This is a genomic window from Nocardia sp. NPDC005978 (assembly GCF_040614455.1).
Taxonomy (GTDB): domain Bacteria; phylum Actinomycetota; class Actinomycetes; order Mycobacteriales; family Mycobacteriaceae; genus Nocardia.
Map to the genome: position 1 here is coordinate 19,204 of NZ_JBEXUS010000052.1, position 19,185 is coordinate 38,388.

Consider the following 19,185-nt stretch of genomic DNA (forward strand, 5'->3'; position numbering starts at 1 on the left):
TCATAAGTAGCCATTAAGATCTGGAGTCCATACCCCTAGCAAGAGTCTAGACCGATCCAATCCGACACCAAGTGGACTGTCATTGCATGCCAACCTGGCGACATCGCATGCCACTCGCTCGCAAGGAACGCTCCAGCTATTGCGTACACCCATCCGACGGGCTTGTATCAGAGTGCGAGCCAGTCAGGTAACGCGCTCCCCACAGCTGCGACCATCGGTCGAACCATCACGGGGCCCGCCAGTGGCCGATACTCGACCGGAAATGACTAGTCGCCTACAGAGTTTCGGCAACTCGCGGTACCGAACTGTCTTAACGCGCAACCAAACGATAATCGGCTCGCGGGGGGTCAATGATCACTCGAACTGATCTTGAAGGATGGAATTGACCGACGTAGAAGCACAGGGCTGGACGGCATCATGGGCCAGCGATGGCGGTTTAGCTGCTGAGATTGACCACCAGTTCGGGCGAGCAATCGCGTCATACGAAGCGAACCCAAACCTCATCTCGGAGCACGCCAACCACGAAGAGTCTATTCGCGTCGGAGGATACGCAAACCGCGCTCTCCTCGAACTTGTGCAAAATGCAGCGGATGCGATGTCAGGCGCAAGTTCCAGCGAATCCGGAGCACACGCGGGGCGAGTTGAGATTGTGCTCGATATTCCCAACCGGACACTTTACTGCGCCAACGCGGGGCGGCCGTTTTCGAAGACGGGTATCACGTCGATCACCCATGCGCATCTAAGCGGTAAGCGAGGCGATGAGATCGGACGCTTCGGACTTGGATTCAAGTCGGTGCTTTCCGTTTCTCAATCACCTCAGGTATTCAGTCGGTCCGTTTCATTCGAGTTCAATTCACCGATCGCTCAGCAGGCAATCAGGGGTGTCATCCCCAATGTTAGGCGTGTCCCAATCCTACGCACAGCTGTACTGGTCGAGCCTGAGGAACACTTTTCCACAGATCCTGTTTTATCTGATCTCGCAAAATGGGCGGTGACTATAGTCAAGTTGCCCGATGCTACGAATATCATGCGCCTTCGCGATGAGATCGAATCATTCAAATCAGAGTTCTTGTTGTTCGTCGGATCTGTTCGCGAAATCAAACTGCGAGTCCTCGGCGATGATGGATTCAAGACAAGCCATACCTCTCGCGACCTCGGCAACGGCGTGCTGAAGATCGAACGGCCGGACGGCAGCGGAGACGAATGGGTCGTGGTAGAGCGCATGCATGCGCCGTCGGCCAAGGCGCGCCATGAGGTCGGCGAGGCGGTCTCACGCGAGAAGGTCAAAGTTACCGTCGCTGTACCGCTGCGCCAGAGTCAGCAACGGGTAGGCCAGTTCTGGTCCTACTTCCCCCTTCAAGACGACACGACCGCTTCAGCGCTTTTCAATGCTCCTTGGAGCGTGAACGACGACCGCACAACTCTCCTGCGGAACGACTACAACCGCGAAATACTTCGAACGATGGCCGAAATGTTCGTGGATGCGCTCCCTCGATTCAGCACGACAACCGACCCTGCCGGACATCTGGACTATCTACCGGCCCGCGGCCGTGAGGAGCGATCGTTCGGCGACACGGCTCTGAACTCATTTGTTCCAGCGTATGCTGCCAGCCGCAGCCTAGTGCCTGACGCCACGGGTGCGCTCAGAGCAGCGAGCGAGCTTCTTCCCCTCGATCTCACCATCGATGTGAAAGTTGTGGACCAGTCACTTCATCAAGCGTGGATCAGCTCTTCGCACACGAAACCAGATGTTCCGCACTGGCGCTGTTACTCGTCTGCACAGCGATCCTCACGCCTCCGTGAGCTGTGCATCTACGGCAGCCATGACAGCCGGCTCGCCTTCGAAGGCGGAGGCCGCGATATGAAGCGTGCACTATCGGTCCTGCCGAAAAGGGGATTGCTCACCTGGCTCAGGGAGTGGGCGGATGGCGACGATTTCGAGTCGACGGCAAATGCTTTCCGGTTCGTTCACGACAATCCACGTATGCCCGAGATCGCCCAGGCCAAAGTCATTCCGACAACTGCTGGCCTGCGTGCTCTGAAAGACCGAAATATGGTCTTCCTCGAGCAGGAAGAGGACATCCATATCGATGGCGCGGAATTCGTCGACCACCGTTTCCTCGCCCAGCCAGGGATCAAGAAGCTCTTGCAGAGCGTCGGCTTCCGCAACCTGGATCCGATCGCGATTCTCAACGCGCGGTTGACGAGTCTTTCTACCGACGCCACCGACGAGGAACTCACCAGGCTATGGGATGCCGTGGACGGCGTGGCTTGGAGCGAGGCTGTGAAGGTGATCCAGAACCACCCTCACCGTCTGGTTCGAGTTCCGACTCATGCGGGCGACTGGGCCTGGCCACAGCAGGTCCTCGATATCGGAGAACCGTTGGCGGGCTATGCCTCTCTGACGCTCGACCGCCACAAGTGCAGTCTCAAGGTGGCACACGCACTCGGTGTCATTCAGGGTGCCGTGGCGAAGTATGAGTTCGAAGATGAGGCACTGCGTTCGGAATACACCGCGTGGGTCCTTCACGATCTCAACTCACGACTTGGACCGGGCGAACGCCCAATTGAGGATGTGACTTTCTACCCGAAGGACGGGCGGTCGCCTGGACCGTTCTCGGTCCTGCCGATCCTCGCTGAAGCGGGTGCTTCCAACGCAATTCGAGTCAGGTGGACGAACGCTCTCCTCGCGTTCGGCGACTCGCGTTGGGATTGCGAGGACGTCGGGTCGGGTACCAACTACACGGTCGACTCCCCGGTTCGTTGGGCCGTCGAGCTCGCGGGACTCGTGGAATCGACGCGTGGCGTGCGCAGCCCTGACGCCGTCGTCGCACCGACGCTAGCGCGATACCGTGACCTGTTGCCGCTCTTCACCGGTCCGAGCACCGTCGCCAACGCGCTGAACCTGCCGGATCAGCTCGAGACGGTATCGATCGCCACTCTCAAGGAAGCGCTTGCGGCAGAGCTTCTGCCGCCGAAGATCGACGACGACATTCTGACCGAATTCCTCCTGATCGCCAGCAGTCGGGCCTATCACGGCTCACAACCGCCGAAGATTCCCGCGCGCGTCGGCCGTGCGGTCGAATCACGTGTCCCGAGCTCGGTATTCGTCGCGGTGAACGATGAGCAGCGCGAGTTTCTGCGAACACGGCAGCGCCCGTACCTGCAGACCACGGAAGAACGCGCGGAGCAGTTGGTAACGATCGTCGGCTGCAAGCGCTTCGAGGACACCTTCTCGTTCTCGATGGTGATCGAGGGCGAACAGCCCGGCGAACGCGTTCTGGACGTCTTCACCGGCCTGCGATACCAGATGGTCGCCGATGAGCTCACCAACACCACGTTGACGCGCGCCGCCCGGGTGACCAAGCGGGTGACGACCGAAGGTGGCGTCGAAGACCAAGCCATGGATTGGCATCTCAACGGACTCGAACTCATCGTCCAGAACGACGTCGATGACCAGAAGCTGTTGCCGATCGTGAACGAGGCCTTCCAGCTTCGCTTGAACAACGCCGATCTCGCCACTGTTCGACAGGCAGGGGTGGACGACTACCTGGTCGAGCTCAGGCAACAAGCTGTCGCGGCTGCAACCGACGCCGAGCGCCTCGAGATCTATTTCGGCGAGGACGATTTGCGCGACGAGCTTCCCAAGGGCTTGTGGGAGGCACTCGAAGCACAAGGGCTGGTGCATGATTCGACATCGATCGGCGACCTATACCTGACGGTCTACGGCTCGGATTCGATCAAGCAGCTGGCAGATCTGTTCCGACGGCTCGAGTTCAACGATGTTCCGACGACGTGGGCGGGTGGCGCCGCGACGATCTCGTGGCTCCGGCAGATGGGATTCGGCAGCGCTTACGCCGGTCGCCGGACTCAGCACGAGGACTCGGAATTCGTTGTGCCGGGCGCTGTCAAACTGAACCCCTTGCATCTGTTCCAGCAGGACATCAGTAGGAAACTGCAGGATGTCCTCACGACGTCGGACGAGAGTGGCCGCCCGCAGAAGGCGATGGTCGAACTTCCCACCGGCGCCGGCAAGACCCGGGTCGCCAGCGAGACCGTGCTGCGTCTGTTCACCCAGGACAGGTTGCGGGGCGTGGTGCTCTGGATCGCCCAGTCCCAGGAGCTGTGTGAGCAGGCCGTACAGACGTGGAGCCTGGTCTGGCGTGGTCTCGGGGACGAGCGGCCGCTGACGATCGGCAGGTTGTGGGACCGCAATGAAGTCTCCGAGCCCGACACGGAATTCAGCGTCATCGTCGCGACCGACGCGAAGCTGGACAAGATCCGGGAAAGCCCCGAGTACGCGTGGCTCAGCGATCCGGCAGCGGTCATCATCGACGAGGGCCATCGAGCCGGCGGCTCCGAGCGGTACACGCGTCTGCTGAGTTGGCTCGGCATCGCTGGGCGGGGATGGGCCAGGCCGTTGGTCGGCCTGTCCGCCACACCGTTCAAGGGCACTTCCGAAGAGTCGACACGACAACTCGCCGCCCGATTCGGCAACCAGAAACTGAAAGCGTTCGATTCGAATCCGTACAAGCTCCTGGCCGAGCAGGGGATTCTGGCACATGTTCGGCACGAGATTCTGGACGGCGTCGAGGTCAAGCTCAGCCACAAGGAACGGGAAGAGGCGACCAGTACACGCCGCATCAACGCGGCTGTCCTCGACCGGATAGGCCAGAGCCAAGCTCGAATGTCGATTCTGGTGTCCGACATCATGAGCCGCCCATCCGACTGGCAGATCCTCGTGTTCACGCCGAGTGTGCTCTCCGCGCAGATCCTGGCGGCGACGCTGCGCTACCGCGGCGTCGAAGCGGCAGCGGTCAGCGGCCTGACCGGACGTCAAGAACGCCGCGATCAGATCGAGCGGTTCAAACGGAACGAGATTCGTATCCTGACCAACTGCGATCTGCTCATTCAAGGCTTCGACGCACCGGGCGTACGAGCCCTGTACATCGCTCGACCCACGTTCAGTCCCAATGCCTACATACAGATGGCAGGTCGTGGACTGCGCGGAAAGGCCAACGGCGGCAAGGAGGAATGCCTCATCGTCGACATGGCCGACAACTTCGGAGACATCAACTCACTTCTCGGTTTTCGCGCGTACGAAGACCTGTGGCAGGAGCAGCGCGCATGATCCTCGTTCCCGATCTTCCCCATATTCTCGAGAATGCCGAGAGCCCCGCCGAACGCAGGGTCGCAGAGATTCTCGGGGCCGTCGACGGACCGGCCGACGCCGTGGCATTCCATTCGGTCAAACTGCGATCCCATCGGTACAAGCAGCATGCCGAGGCCGACTTCGTGATCCTGTGGGATGGAGTGCTTCTCCTGATCGAGGTGAAGGGCGGCGGGGTCAAGAAATTCGAAGGAGTCTGGTACTCGATCAACCGCCACGGAGATTGGAAGAAGCTGCCGACCTCTCCGATGGAGCAGGCCGGCTCGGCGATGTACGCCCTCCGCGACATCCTCCAGTCCCAAGGAGTCGGCTGGTTCGCCCACGAAGCCGTGGTCATCACGCCGGATATCGATGCCCCACCGCCGGCTATCGGTTGGGAAGCCACCCACTGGCTCGCGAAGGATGAGATGAGCGTCGCGGCTCTCACCGCAGCGCTCTCGACGATCGCGGCCGGCAGCAAGGGCGCCCCGCACGGCACGAAAGTCGCACGCAGTCAGGACCTTCGGACGAAGCTGTTCGGCGAATTCTCCCGTATGCCGGTAATCGACGCTCAGCGCGGCGCCGTTCTCGAGGAGCAGAACCGGGCTACGGAAGCACAGGCTCGGGTGCTCGCTTCGCTGGCCCGAAACCAGCGGATGATGGTGCTCGGTGGCGCGGGGACCGGGAAGTCCCTGGTCCTCGCGGAGGCCGCGAAGCAGGAAGCCACGGCGGAACGCTCCGTCCTGATCACCTTCCATTCCCCCGCCCTGATGAGCTTCTTCGAACCTCTTGTCGCAGGGCGACAGATCGACGTGATCCCGTTCGATGAACTGAGCTCCGACAAGGAGTACGACGCCGTACTCATCGATGAAGCACAGGACTTGATGACCGCGGAGGCGATGGATCGGCTTGACACCGTGATACACGGTGGGCGGGCAGGTGGACGCTGGCGCATGTTCCTCGATCCGAACAACCAGGCACACGTTGACGGACAGTTCGATGCTGATGTCTTCGAACTTGTCGCCGCCGAGGCCTTTTCATGCGATCTGGACATCAACATCCGGAATACGAAGGCCATCGTGCATGTGGTTCAGGAGTACCTCGGGGCGGATATCGGGGATCCGGGCATCGTCCATGGCGAGAAGATCCAGTGGAAGTGGTCGAAGGGAAAGGCCGATGTTGACGAGGCGCTGCTTGTCGCACGCGCGCTGATCGCCGCCGGCGCCCTCCGATCCGCTATCTGGATCATCAGTGTCACAGCCGATTCCGTGCCGACCACCGTCGATGGAATTCTCGTCACCTGTCCCCGATACGCGAAAGGACTGGAAGCGGAGCATGTGATCGTGTGTGATCTGCCCGAAGAGTTCGACTCGAGCGGCGTCGCGACCTTCTATGTAGCCGTCACACGAGCACGCGTCTCGCTCACCATCGTCGCCTCCAGCGAGGACAAGCGACGGTTGCAGGGGCTCGTCCGGCAGCGGGGGGCGCTCAAATGACTTTCACGGCAGCGCAAGTCGAAGCGTTGGAGCATCTACGCGCCGCGTACGTCGGTCCCGAAGCGGGGGCGGAGGAGGTCGTTTGGAACCGACCGCACCTGCAGTACTCGATCGGGATGCTCTTTCCATCCGAGTCCCAGGTGACCGAGTCCGCCACTCCCCCGGAAGAGTCCGCACGCCTTATCGCCGTCGAGGAAGGCGACGTCGAGGAAGGCGGAGCGGCGGTGCCGTTGGCCGAGGCATGGCGGCCGTCCTCGGTCGCCATCTCGTTCGTGACGAACTCGGATTCGGTGATGTGCGACCTGCGTGCGGGGACCTACGCGCCGGTCGTCGAGGAGGGGCCGCCGCGCTGGAAGCGCAGCCCCGTTGATCCCGGCGTGCTGGAGCTGGCGAAGGACCGCCCGTTCAAGAGCATCAGCGTCGGCACGGTCCCCCTGGAGATCGGATCACGCTGGCGACCGATGGGGACCGCGTTTCTGGTCACCGTTCATGTTCGCGTGGCCGAGGTCTCGACAGGGGACGACAAGCTCGATATCGAGCGCATGCTGTTCCAGGTCGAACTCGCGGTGCGGCCCACCGAAGGGGCCGAGATCCTAGAATACGACACTTCACGTGCGTACGACATCGACGCGGAATCTTCGGAACTTCGTCTCCGATTCCGGCAGCGGAAGGTCTACGCGGTCGGCCACGGCATGGCGGCCGATTGGGATTTCTCCTCCGGGCGGTGCACCAGGATTTTCCTGACTCCGCTTCCCGCCTTTGTTGTTCCGAACGTGGAGACCACCGGCTTCGAGGCCGGCACCGAGGAGGCTCGAGCCCTACGCCTCGACGAACTCGCGCGCATCGATACAACCCCCGAACAGGTGCTGACGGCACTGGACGCGTTCATTCGGGCGTTCTCCCAATGGGTTTCGAGTCAAGAAGACCAGGTCGAAGGCTTCGGGCCGCAATCCTCGGTTGCTGCCGCAATCACCGAGCGGTCGCGGCGCGCTGTACACCGGATGGAAGCGGGTGTCGCGCTACTGCGAGACCCCGATCAGCACGATCTCCGCAAGGCATTCGCACTCGGGATGGCCGCGATGCGGCTGCAGATGCGGCAGGCACCCATCAATCGGGGTGAAGACCCGAACGAACCAGCTTGGCGCCCTTTCCAACTCGGCTTCCTCCTGGTGTCACTGGCTTCCACCATCGATGAGACCCATGCGGACCGAGAGCTGGTCGACCTGATCTGGTTCCCCACCGGTGGTGGCAAGACCGAGGCCTATCTCGGACTCGCGGCGATCGAGATCTTCAGACGACGGCTGGTGCACGGTGTGAAAGGCGGCGGGACAGCCGTGATCACGCGCTACACGCTGCGCCTGCTCACCGCCCAACAATTCCAACGCGCCGCGGCACTGATCTGTGCGATGGAGCTGCTCCGAAAGTCGGACGCCCGGGTGAAGGGCATGCCGCCTTTCACGATTGGCCTGTGGGTCGGCAACGAGGTGACCCCCGCGACGCGGAAAGACGCGCAGAGCGCGCTCGAGCGGTTACACAAGGCGGCACGGCCCGACCAGGCGAATCAATTCCAGGTCGAGGGCTGCCCCTGGTGCCTGAGTGAGCTCGTTCCGAAGAAGCGGACCCAAGACCGCAGCAGGTACGGGATGCGGCTCGTCGGACACGATGTAGTGATCCACTGCACCTCCGCGAGTTGCGAGTTCACGGACCGTCTGCCACTGGAAGTGGTCGACGACGTGATGTACGACGAACCCCCGACCATCTTGTTGGCGACGGTGGACAAGTTCGCACGACTTCAGTTCAAGCCCGAGGCCGGAAGCCTACTCGGCTTGAAGACGATCTTCCGCCAGCCTTCGCTGATCATTCAAGACGAGCTCCATCTGCTGTCGGGACCGTTGGGCACCACCGTCGCGGTGTTCGACGCGGTGATTCAGCTGCTTTTGACCAAAGACGGTTCCAGTCCGAAGATCGTCGCGTCGACCGCGACGATCCGCGCTTCCGACGAACAGGTCCAGGGACTCTACGGACGACGTGTCGCCCTCTATCCGCCCGCAGGGCTCGACGACGACAAGACCTTCTTCTCACGCCCGGTCGCGGACGGATCAGGCCGAATGTACGTGGGTCTGATGCCGCAGTCGGTATCCCAGGCGTCCGCCTTGGTTTCCACCGCAGCGCCGCTCATCGAGCTGCCCACCATACTGACCCGTGAGCCCGATCCGTCAGCTACTCTCGACGCCTTCTGGACTCTGGTCATGTACCACAACAGTCTTCGTGAGCTGGGCCGAACCGGCACGCTGGTGGTAGACGATGTGAACGGCCGCCTGGAAACTCGAGCTGAACGCCTCCAACAGGATCGCCGGAAGGTCCGAGCCGGTCGGGTCCTGGAACTCACCAGCAGGCGCGGACCCGAGGAACTGCCGAACGACCTTCGCGAGCTGCGTAAGGCGGCCCAGAGTCCGTCCGATGAAGCGATAGACGTGGTGCTGTCGTCGAACATGCTGTCCGTCGGCATCGATATTCCACGGCTCGCGCTGATGCTCATGGTGGGCCAACCCAAAACGACAGCCGAATACATCCAGGCGACAAGCCGGGTCGGACGAGGAGAGAACAACGGCATCGTCGTCACCCTGTTTCGATCCAACAGGGCGCGCGATCGCTCACACTTCGAGACTTTCCGCGGGTATCACGAGGCCCTCTACCGAAGCGTGGAGCCCACCAGCGTCACCCCTTGGTCCATGGCATCGCGTGATCGCTCTCTGGCTGGAGCGCTCGTGGCACTGATCCGCCATTCGTTCCCGACCCTCGCCCTGGAGACCGCGGCCGACAGACTCGATCTGGACAACGACCGCGTGCGTCGCGCCATCGAGGGCGCCGTCACCGGATTCCAGGCCATCGTGAGTCGTTCTGACACAGTCGAAGCGGAGGAGACCGACGAAGAGATCTGGCGTCTTCTTCGTGAGTGGGATCGGCGCGCACGACGCGCGCGCGAGGAGAGCACCCCTCTGCGCTACAGCCGACGAGTCGTCAGCGACGAGGCACTGCTGAAGCGCTTCGGACAAACCGGCGAAGGCTGGCTCGTCGGCGACTCGATGCGGTCCGTGGAGTCGAGCGTCGCTGTCGCAGTGCAGGAGCCGTTGCAGGAGGTGGAACGTGGAAAAGATCAAGCATGACCTTCGTCTCTCCGAGACGATCTCGCCCTACGGTGTCGGAGCCATCGTCGACGTGCGCGGCCAATCGCTCATCGCGCCGGATACATCGTGGTGGGATAAGAAGCGCGCACCCCGGATCAGCTGCGACCGGCTGCTGGCTCGCCTCGGGCGCGGAGAGCTGCGACAGCCCCCCACACATGCCGGCCGAATCGCCAAAGAGACCGCGAGTCTGCTCTACTGGCGCTTCCCGACCTGGCGGTTCTGCGAGCGATGCTCACAGTTGTCGATGCTGACAGGAAAAAGCAAAGGGCAATGGGTCAACACCTGCAACTGCGGTGGCCTGCTGGTACCCATGCGATACGTCGCGATCTGCCAGAAGGGTAGCCATATCCAGGATATTCATTGGTTCAAGTGGGCTCATCGCGGCTCGGACAGCGGTGTGAATCAAGAAGTTCGAGTGTGTCGGGCATACGGTGAGCTCAAGTTCGAGCGGCTGACAAAACATGGCGAAGGTCTGGCCTCATTGCGGGTCAGCTGCAACAAGTGCAAACGCTCTCGGTCCCTATCCGAACTGGTCGGCAAGAACTCACTGCAACGAGATGGAATCCGGTGCGAGGGCAGGCAGCCTTGGCAAGAACTGGCCGCAGTGAATGAGCCATGTGAGCATCAGCTGATTCCCGTACAACGCGGCGCGACCAGCAACTACATCGCCGAACATATCTCCGCACTGGATATTCCAGAAGAGATACCGCAATCCGAGGAGCAGGCGGAGCGCATACGCAACCATTTCAACTTCGACAAGGTCGTCGCCGACAATGCCGGGCCGCAGGCCGAGATGGTTGCCGGCTGGATCGCGGAGGAGCTCGGCGTATCGCGCGAGACGGTTCTCTCGGTGGCGTCGTCGGGCGACAGCGCACCTAGCCCACGAAGCGAGATACTGCTCGATCTCAAAGATGGGGAATGGGCCGCATTCCTCAAGAAGCTCGAGAACGGCCGCGACCGCAGCGGCGAGGACTTCGTTGTCGACGGCTGGAAGGTGTCGGAGAAGATCAAAGCTCCCGGGGAGCTGATCAAGTCGCTCTCCGGCGTGGGCCAAGTTCGACGAGTCCGTGAGGTGAAGGCGCTCAAAGGATTCCGACGGCACAATCCCGAGGCCGACTTCGTCAAGGCAGATCTGACTTCCGGTCGCGGCCACTATCCCATCTACCCTGCCGTGGAGATGTTCGGGGAGGGGATCTTCATACGATTCGACGAAAACGCGATATCCGCGTGGGAGGAAGACCCCGCCGTCCGAGCACGGGCCGAAATCCTCGGCAGACGGAGGATCGATTCGCCGTGGGCACATCGCCTCGATGTACCGGAACCCCGCTATGTCGCTCTACATACGATCGCGCACCTGCTCATCCGCCGCCTCGCCTTCGCGAGCGGCTATGCTTCCGCGGCACTTCAAGAGCGTATCTACGCGAACAGCGACAGAGTCGATCGCACCGCCGGGATCCTCATCTACACTGCGGCCGGCGACGCACAGGGCACGCTCGGCGGTCTCGTGCGACTCGGAGAGCCCGCCCGACTGATCCCCCTGCTCATCGCGTCCCTCGATGATGCCGACGTCTGCTCGAATGACCCGGTCTGTATCGAGAGCGACAGCCAGGGCTCGTCGTCATTGAATCTCTCGGCCTGCCACGGCTGCACGCTGATCAGCGAGACATCCTGCGAGTCGGGAAATCGCTTGCTGGATCGACAGCTGGTGTTGGGCGGCGGTCAGGTACCAGGTTTACTCGAGGCCGTCCTACCGGAGGTGCGCACAGGAACGATCTCCTGATCAACCGGTGTCAGGGTGCGGACAAGCACCCTGACACCATGGCCGCCCGCAGGCGCTCGAACGGGTTCTACGAGTTCAAGAACTCTTCAACTATTGCCCGGATCTCAATCAAGTCGGGATGATCCTTCGGAATCTTGGAGATCTCCTGCGCCTGGCAGACGAACTGCTCGTCGGATGTCGATGATTCCGACGAAAGTCGGCCGAGCTGAAACTTCGCGCGCTCATTCCACCAGCGCTTTCCATCGCCGATGCCCTCTGCAGATGGATCGACGATCTCAGCGAGCCACGCATCTGGTTCCCGCCCGGGCAAATATCGCACCCGCTGTCCGCCGAAGTCGATTACAGCTTTCCAGGCGTCGACCGTCGGTCCACCAGTATTCGCGGGAATCTCAGGTTTCGCCGACCCTGTGATTCGGCTGGCAACTTTCGGCATATCGGACTCTGACACATTTTCCGGTAGTGGCACGTCCTCGGTGGGCCTTTGGTCACCGTCGAGCAGTATGAGAACGTCCTTGCGTCCCTCGATCGCCCAAATGGGCAATGATTTCGCTCGAAGGGTCGAGGCGCCACCTGGTTGCACCTTCACATCGACGGACTGCAGACGTAGTTCGCCGTCTAGCCGAAGCACATGCATAACGATGGCTCGCGCCAGACGATCTTCCACGAAGATGGTCTTTTTCTCGATGTTGTGCTCCAGGGCCACGAACGCCTCCACGGGGAGAGACGCCTGAGAACGAACCGCCACTCGGCCACGAGAAGGACCGCGTTCCAGCACCTTGATCGCACCGGGAGGGAGCGTATTGACGATCGTCGGCGAATGCGTAGCGATAACTACCTGCAGGCGTCGTGTTTTCGTGCTGTCGACCAGGAAATCCATCAATCGGGCTTGGGCACCCGGATGCAGAGAAACCTCCGGCTCATCAAGCAAGACCAACGCCCGCTCCGGGCAAGTGCTGATCAATGCGACGAGCCTGATCACCGCAAACTCACCGCTGCCTGCCCATGCCTCGGTGTATCCGAAATGCTCGGTCGACATCCGCGCCGTGACTCCCGTAGCGCGGAACGCGCGGTGATTAACGATGTCGATGTTGGTATAGTTGCGTCCCAGAATATGACTGACGGTTTCGAGTTCTGGTTGGGACAAGGACCGCGGTGGCTCGACCACCAGTTCCTTTCCACCCGGCCGAAACGATGAGTGCCGACGGTCAAGAATCGACTTCACATGCCGAGACCTCTCCGCGAGAATCTCTTTTCGTTGCTTCAGCTGCTCGTCGTATCTGATCAGTGAGCGACCCTGAATATTCGAGTCGTTGTGGTAGAAGAATTTATCGAAGGCAGAGATTTCAGCCCTGAAGTCGAAGTACACGACTTCCTTTTCGATTGCCTTCCACCTGGTTCTGTTTCTGTCGCCCGCATGAAGCGGATTCCAGACTGGCATCTTGGCCATTCCGTCAGATATCAACGGAGCATTGGATTCGAAGTAGTCAGGGCTTGCATCGCCCGACTCGGAATCACGTCGTGCGCGACGAATCTGAACAACCTCGACAATGTCCTTCACCGACGCGGACCAACGTCCGTAGATGAAGCGGTGGCGTTCATCGGATGGGATCGCGTCTAGGGGTGTTCCGAACCAGAACCGTCCGATATTCTGCCCCTCGGGACAGCCCTGCAACGCCCTCAGGATAGACGACTTGTTCGTGCCATTCGGACCGACGAGCGCGGTGATAGGATGCGAAAAATCAATCCTCAAACCTGGTTCGAGATTGCGGAAGTGCGGAAATCTGATGTATCGCACCGCAGGCTCGAACTGGCCCGACGCCCACATCCCACTCAGCTTGTCGTGCTGCGTCGCAAGCACATCCTTGGACGCCGATCCGATTCCCAAAGCCGCTCTCCCCATCCGCACCGGCTGACCGATCCGATGGTCGGGATCCGTTCTCAGCCAAGCGATCTCACTACGAGGCGCTTATGCTACAGGAATCGATCAGCAATTGCCGACGGCCGACATCGCACCCAAGTCGACGACGAGTGGCCGACCTTCACCATCGAGGAAACCCGCTACCTCGCCGGGACGGATGAATGATTCAAGTTCCAGCCGATGCTCGCCAACGCGCACCGCACTCCAAGTTCCGCGGACAGCAGCATCCAGCGACTCCTCGCTGGGGCGTTTTCCATGGATGGCCGCGGCCAGGATATGCGCCCCGACGCGTGGCGGGATCGCGTTCCCTATCTGCTGGTATGGGTCTTGGCCCGACCAGGGATAGTCGATCGGGAAGGTTTGTAGCCGACCGGCTTCCGCCGGATCGAATCGATCGACTTCCTCACCGCTCGAATAGATTCGGTTTCGACGAACCTTGCCGGTCACGGTCGCCGACGGCTCATCGGATCGACGTTTCCCGCGCAGTTTCGGATTGCCGCCCGTTCCGTAGTTCGATACCACGTCGAAGCTGTACTCCCGGGCGGGAAGCGCCTCGCCCATCGTTGTCCACGGCAGCAGGTCCGACCTACCTTCACTACGGGAGACACGCTTGTTGTACCTTCGATGCGTTTCCTCGGGGGCATGTGCGGCCCTCCGAAGGCAGGCAATCAAGATCGCACGACGTCGGGTTTGCGGCACCCCGAAATCCTCGGTGTGCACGATTTCGACTCGCACCTCATAGCCGTGCTTGCGCAGCTCCTTGGCAATCGCTTCCCACACCGGCTTTACGGTCGGCACCTGTTCCAGCACGATCGTCTCAAATGGGCGTTTCTTCGCTATCGCCGCGAGAGCCCACCGCAACGGCTGCAGCACTAGGCCGGTTCGTTCGAGCGAGTGCAGTTCGTCATCGATATTCTCATCGTTCACCATGCGCTTGATCAGGTCATAGATCTGATCAAGGGCCTTGCGGCCCGCGCCGGACCCAGCCACCGAGTAGGTCTGGCACGGCGGTCCGCCCGTGAGGATCGTGGCGTTCGGGAACTCGTCGAGCAGCTCGACCTTGCACGCATTGGCCTGCCGCGTACCGAGTCCTGCGGCGATGCGAGTCTTGCAGGCGTCCTCGTCCAGCTCGATGCCGACAGAAGCAAGGCCCAGCCACCGAGCGGCAACGTCCAATCCACCCGGTCCGGCGAACAGGTCGATCATCTTGACGCATGAAGGACGGTCGGCGTCATGGAACAAGGCGTCATCCGTCGGTTCAGAGGGCATGTGACCAGATCCTAGACGTGCGGTCGTACACGTTGATTGTCAACTCTCTCGATGCTCCAACTTCGCGCACCTACTGAGTGATCCCACTCATCGAGGCCTGTCATCGTGAGCTGATTGCCAGCCTTCACACCATCCCTCGAGGCCACCCACCTGCGCGCATTGCCCTGCGCCACCGAAGGTTTCATCCGATTTGTCGGTACCTCTAGCTATGGTCCCGAAGAACAGCTCGCACACAATCGAGCGGCCGCACGAAGGGCGATCTCGTGAGCCAACTAAGCCTTATCGACAGTCACGGCGCAGTCCGACCGACGCACCGGTCACAGCAGAACCCGCAGGACCGGACAGCACAGCCCGAGTTCACCTCGATCGAGATCTGCGCCGGGGCCGGCGGACAGGCCATCGGCCTGCGTCAGGCTGGATTCGGGCATCTCGCTCTGGTCGAGCTCGACCAGCACGCAGTGCAGACGCTGGAGCACAACATTCATACCTGGCAGTGGGAGGGCGAGCACTGTGAGGTCTTCGAGATGGATGTCAAGGAGTTCGACCCGTTCCGGGACATGGCGCGAACATCAGAAGCACTGCGTCGAGGTGAGCTGGACCTCCTCGCAGGGGGAGTGCCGTGTCCACCGTTCTCACACGCGGGGAAACAGCTGGGCAGGCATGACGACCGCGATCTCTTCCCCCGAATGATCGAACTCGTCGAGACTCTCCTCCCGCGCGCTGTACTGATCGAGAACGTCCGCGGGGTCATGGACCCGAAATTCAAGAAGTACCGCGACTGGATCATCGCGAGACTGGAAGGCGGTGTGTATTTCGATGACACCGAGGGTCAGTTCGCCGAAGACGACGGGCTCGGGTACACCGTCTGCCGGTGGGATGTTCTGGAGGCGAGTGACTTCGGCGTCCCGCAGCTCCGACCGCGAGCGATACTCGTCGCTCTTCGGAATGACGTCCTCGCCGATTCGAAGTACGAATGGCCTACCGCGACGACAGAAGAGCGGTGCACTGTCGCACGCGCCTTGGAGCCCTCGATGCGGGAGCGCTTCGAGTCCTCGGTTCCCGCATCCGTTCGCCGGCCGGCTTTCGATCGCTGGTTGGCCCGAGCAGCGATCGGTGGGGTGGCACCAACACTGGTCGGCGGCTCGAAAAAGCACGGCGGCGGAGACCTCGGCCCCAGCCGAGCCAAGGCCGCCTGGCGGAAGCTGGGCATCGATCCGATGGGTATCGCGAACGACATTGCGACATCCGTCGCGAACAAAACTCAGGAGCGTGATCTCCTGCGCCCGGACGGTCCCATGCTGACCGTGGCGCAGGCATCGATCATCCAGGGCTTCCCTCCCGAGTGGAGCTTTTCGGGCGGGAAGACGGCGCAGTACCGACAGGTGGGCAATGCATTTCCGCCTCCGGTCGCGAAGGCGGTCGGTCGATCGATCATCGACGTACTCGCAGCCGATAGAGAACGCGGTCGGAGTATTTCCGCCTGACGCGTACTCACGCGTCGATGATCGCCGCGTCTTTCGACGAATCATGAGTCGTGAATCGAACGGTCCGATCACCCAACGTCCGAGCCGTGGCCGGGGCCACGAAACCGAAGCCCATCACGACCCGCCCCAGGTCGATCGTGCCTGCCCGGTTCGCGTCGGCGCGGGCGTCGGGCTCGATCATGGGATACAGCGTGATCGCGCCTCGGCGGTCGGCCACGAGGCGTTCCGTGCCGACATCGCCCGAGTCGCCCAGCGCACCGGCGATGCGCAGCGACACCCCGCGATGTTTGGGATCGCTGATGGCGCCGAACAGCGGAGCGCGACGCCTGTCGCGCTCGAACCAGGAGACGTCGGATGCGTTGGAGCCGAAGCTGATTCGTCTGCCCGGTCGGTTGTGCTGGGGTGCCAGTACCGCCCAGTCGTCGACCATGCCGCGGTTCGTGATCTCGCGAAGGTAGGCCAGGTGGGGCTCGAACTGGCTGGGCGCACACCAGCGGAGAGACTCGAAGAGTGCCAGGGCCGCCGCGGCGGAGAGTGCGCCGACCCGGGCGGTGAACGCGTGGGTGCCGAGATCGACGCCGAAGTGGTAGGCGAGAGGGCGGGTTTCGACGGACAGGGACTCCACGACCGGGAGCCAGAGCTTGGAGTTGTGGCGCAGATCCGCGACCTTGTCGGGGTAGGCCGTCGGCTCCTCCCAGCGACCGGCGCTTTGAATCTCGACCAGCTTGGCGTTGAACATCTTGTTGGCCGTCGTCGGCTTCAACAACGGATGATGTTGGGACACCAGCGGCGGCACCTGCGCCGGGGTCACCTGTGGCACACCGTCCACAGCCTCCGCGTACTGCCGCAGCTCGTTGCGGAAGGACTCCTCGTCCAGGCACACCGCCTCGAAGGCCTTGTAGAGGTCGATCCCCTGTTTCCCGTGCTCCTCCTCGCGACCGATGTACAGCCGCACCAGATCTCGGTAGCCCTTGCGGAAGCCGAACCAGCGGCCCATCTGCATCAGGGCGGAGGCGTTCGAGGCGCGGCGGCGGAAGTAGGTGACGGTCAGGCCTTCCACGGTGAAGCCTCGGGAGAGCTTCTGGCCGCCGATCAGGATCTTCCAGATGGAGCGGCGGTCGAAATCAGCCGTGCCGGTCTCGATGTCCTTGTCGCCGTTGACCACGATGATCGGCTGCTGATCACCGCCGATGTTCATGACCGCCGGGCCGATGAAGCGTTGGAGGTCGTCGAAACTCTCGGGGACGGCATGGCCTGCCGCGCGAACCGCGGAGACGGGGGCCAGGTCGGTGTCGAAGAGCTCACGCAGTCGTTCGAAGCCCGCGGCGCTGGAATAGCCTGCCTTCCACCACAGTTGGGTGACCCGGCCGAGCAGTTCGCGGTGCGACTCCACCCAATTGGACTCGTGAATCAGCATGGTGTGGTGGCGGTAGCGGTCCAGGCCGACACCCTCGACCTCGACGCGATAGAGCTTCATGGCCGCGGTCAGGACGAACATGTCCATGGCGCGGCGCAGCGGTCCGGTGTCGTCATCGTCGGTGACCACGACGTCGCGAACGTGAGCCAGTTCGTTCGAGTCTGCGACGGTGCGAATCTCCTCGGAGTCAGCCGAATCCAGGTCGTGGAAGTCGGCCGCGCCCATGTACCCGTTCGGTCGTTCCAAGGAGATGATGAAGTCCTTGGGGAAGATATCCGCGCTATCGCTCGGGTCGACGAAGACATTCGCGTACGGGGTGGCCGTGTAGCCCACGTACTGCGCCCGCGGCAGCAGGCTGAGCAACTGGGAGATCTTCTCGTTGATTGCGGTTCGATCGCCGTCGGGCTTAGGCTTGGAGGTGTTGACCGACGCCTCGTCGGACTCGTCATCGATGATCAGAACGGGGATCTGATCCAGCGGAGTCCGAATCTTGTTGAGGTCCTTGACCAGTTTGGCCAGCACCGACTTGTTCTTCTTCACCACCATGAGTCGGGCCGAGGCACGGTGCAGGTTAACCGGGTCGTAGAGCGGCAGGGCGGGCTCCTGCTTCTCGAATTCCAGGGCGACGATGCCCTGCAGCAGGCTCTTGTAGTCGTCGTAGCGGGTGGTGAGGCGGTGGATGTCGAAGCCTCCGAGGACCGAAGGCGATGCACCGAACTCGATGAAGTTCCGTTGGATCCACTCCGGATCGTCCGCGTAGTCGGACTCGAACTCGCTCGCGCCGCACAGAACGTTCTCGCGGCCGACCAGCTCCATGTCGAGGCGACGCTGGGTCTGGTCACGGAGCAGATTCAGGGTGCCGCCCAGGACGATGACGAGCCGGTAGCCGGCGTCCATCGCACGGGCGATCACGCCGGTGAAGTTGGCGGTCTTGCCGGACTGGACATAGCCGACGACGAGCCCCTTGGATTGGTATGCCTCGGGCCGAGTCGGATCCGAGAGCCGTTCCACCACACTCTCGGTCGCCATGTCCAACGCCGTGATCGCGTGGTCGGGCCAGCCCTTTCGGCTCAAGAGCTCGGCGTACATAGGCCAGTAGAACGGGCGACTCTGATGCGTCGAGTACCAGGGCACGAACTCGCTGCTGATGACAACAGGCTTGGGCGCGGTGATCACCGGAGCAGCGGCGTCGAGGAGCTTCGCCGTCGCCGGGTCCAGCTCGAGCTGACGATAGATGTCGGCACGCCGCTCATCCGTTGCCGCGGACGCCTCGGACCACACCACCGAGTTCGCGAAGTCCCAGGTGCGCAGCTGCTTACGCCACATGTCGACGAGTTGCCCGCTCGCGGGCAGGATTTCCTGACGGAAGTCCTCTTCCCGCGCGAACACCTCCGCCCCCGCCAATCCTCCGCCTGATACCGCATCGCCCGCTCCAGCCGCTTCGGCCGGCTCCCCGCCATATCGGCCAAAACCGCGGTATGCAG

8 protein-coding genes are annotated in these 19,185 nt (G+C 62.0%); 5 read left to right on the forward strand and 3 right to left on the reverse strand.

Annotated elements, in window-relative coordinates; all coding sequences use genetic code 11:
* The first annotated feature begins 376 nt into the window (after positions 1-376).
* Genes ABZ319_RS23040 through ABZ319_RS23055 form a run of 4 tightly spaced genes read left to right on the forward strand, consistent with a single transcriptional unit; the run spans position 377 to position 11,613 of the window.
* A complete protein-coding gene (locus ABZ319_RS23040) occupies positions 377-5,131 on the forward strand; it encodes a DEAD/DEAH box helicase family protein (RefSeq protein WP_354988522.1) in 4,755 nt (1,584 codons plus the stop codon).
* Positions 5,128-6,645 (forward strand): NERD domain-containing protein, encoded by a 1,518-nt coding sequence (locus ABZ319_RS23045; RefSeq protein WP_354988523.1) that lies wholly within the window; start codon positions 5,128-5,130, stop codon positions 6,643-6,645. The genes ABZ319_RS23040 and ABZ319_RS23045 overlap by 4 nt, the downstream gene beginning before the upstream one ends.
* Positions 6,642-9,812, forward strand: a complete 3,171-nt coding sequence (locus ABZ319_RS23050) for a helicase-related protein (RefSeq protein WP_354988524.1) — start codon at positions 6,642-6,644, stop codon at positions 9,810-9,812. Before ABZ319_RS23045 ends, ABZ319_RS23050 begins: the two co-directional genes overlap by 4 nt.
* Complete coding sequence (locus ABZ319_RS23055; RefSeq protein ID WP_354988525.1) at positions 9,793-11,613, forward strand: DUF1998 domain-containing protein; 1,821 nt, start codon at positions 9,793-9,795, stop codon at positions 11,611-11,613. Before ABZ319_RS23050 ends, ABZ319_RS23055 begins: the two co-directional genes overlap by 20 nt.
* 67 nt (positions 11,614-11,680) lie before the next feature.
* Here ABZ319_RS23055 and ABZ319_RS23060 read toward each other — a convergent pair whose 3' ends face one another.
* Together ABZ319_RS23060 and ABZ319_RS23065 are read right to left on the reverse strand one after the other, a co-directional pair.
* Positions 11,681-13,498, reverse strand: a complete 1,818-nt coding sequence (locus ABZ319_RS23060; RefSeq protein WP_354988526.1) for an ATP-binding protein — start codon at positions 13,496-13,498, stop codon at positions 11,681-11,683.
* A 99-nt stretch (positions 13,499-13,597) separates the two neighbouring features.
* Positions 13,598-14,800, reverse strand: coding sequence for a DNA cytosine methyltransferase (locus tag ABZ319_RS23065; protein ID WP_354988527.1), 1,203 nt, complete (start codon positions 14,798-14,800; stop codon positions 13,598-13,600).
* 263 nt (positions 14,801-15,063) lie between these two features.
* Here ABZ319_RS23065 and ABZ319_RS23070 point away from each other — a divergent pair, with 263 nt between their 5' ends.
* On the forward strand, positions 15,064-16,284 hold the full coding sequence (locus ABZ319_RS23070) for a DNA cytosine methyltransferase (protein ID WP_354988528.1): 1,221 nt from the start codon (positions 15,064-15,066) through the stop codon (positions 16,282-16,284).
* Positions 16,285-16,291: 7 nt separating this feature from the next.
* On the opposite strand, the gene ABZ319_RS23075 is transcribed toward ABZ319_RS23070, so the two are convergent.
* Complete coding sequence (locus ABZ319_RS23075; protein ID WP_354988529.1) at positions 16,292-19,090, reverse strand: Z1 domain-containing protein; 2,799 nt, start codon at positions 19,088-19,090, stop codon at positions 16,292-16,294.
* Between the last annotated feature and the right edge of the window lie 95 nt (positions 19,091-19,185).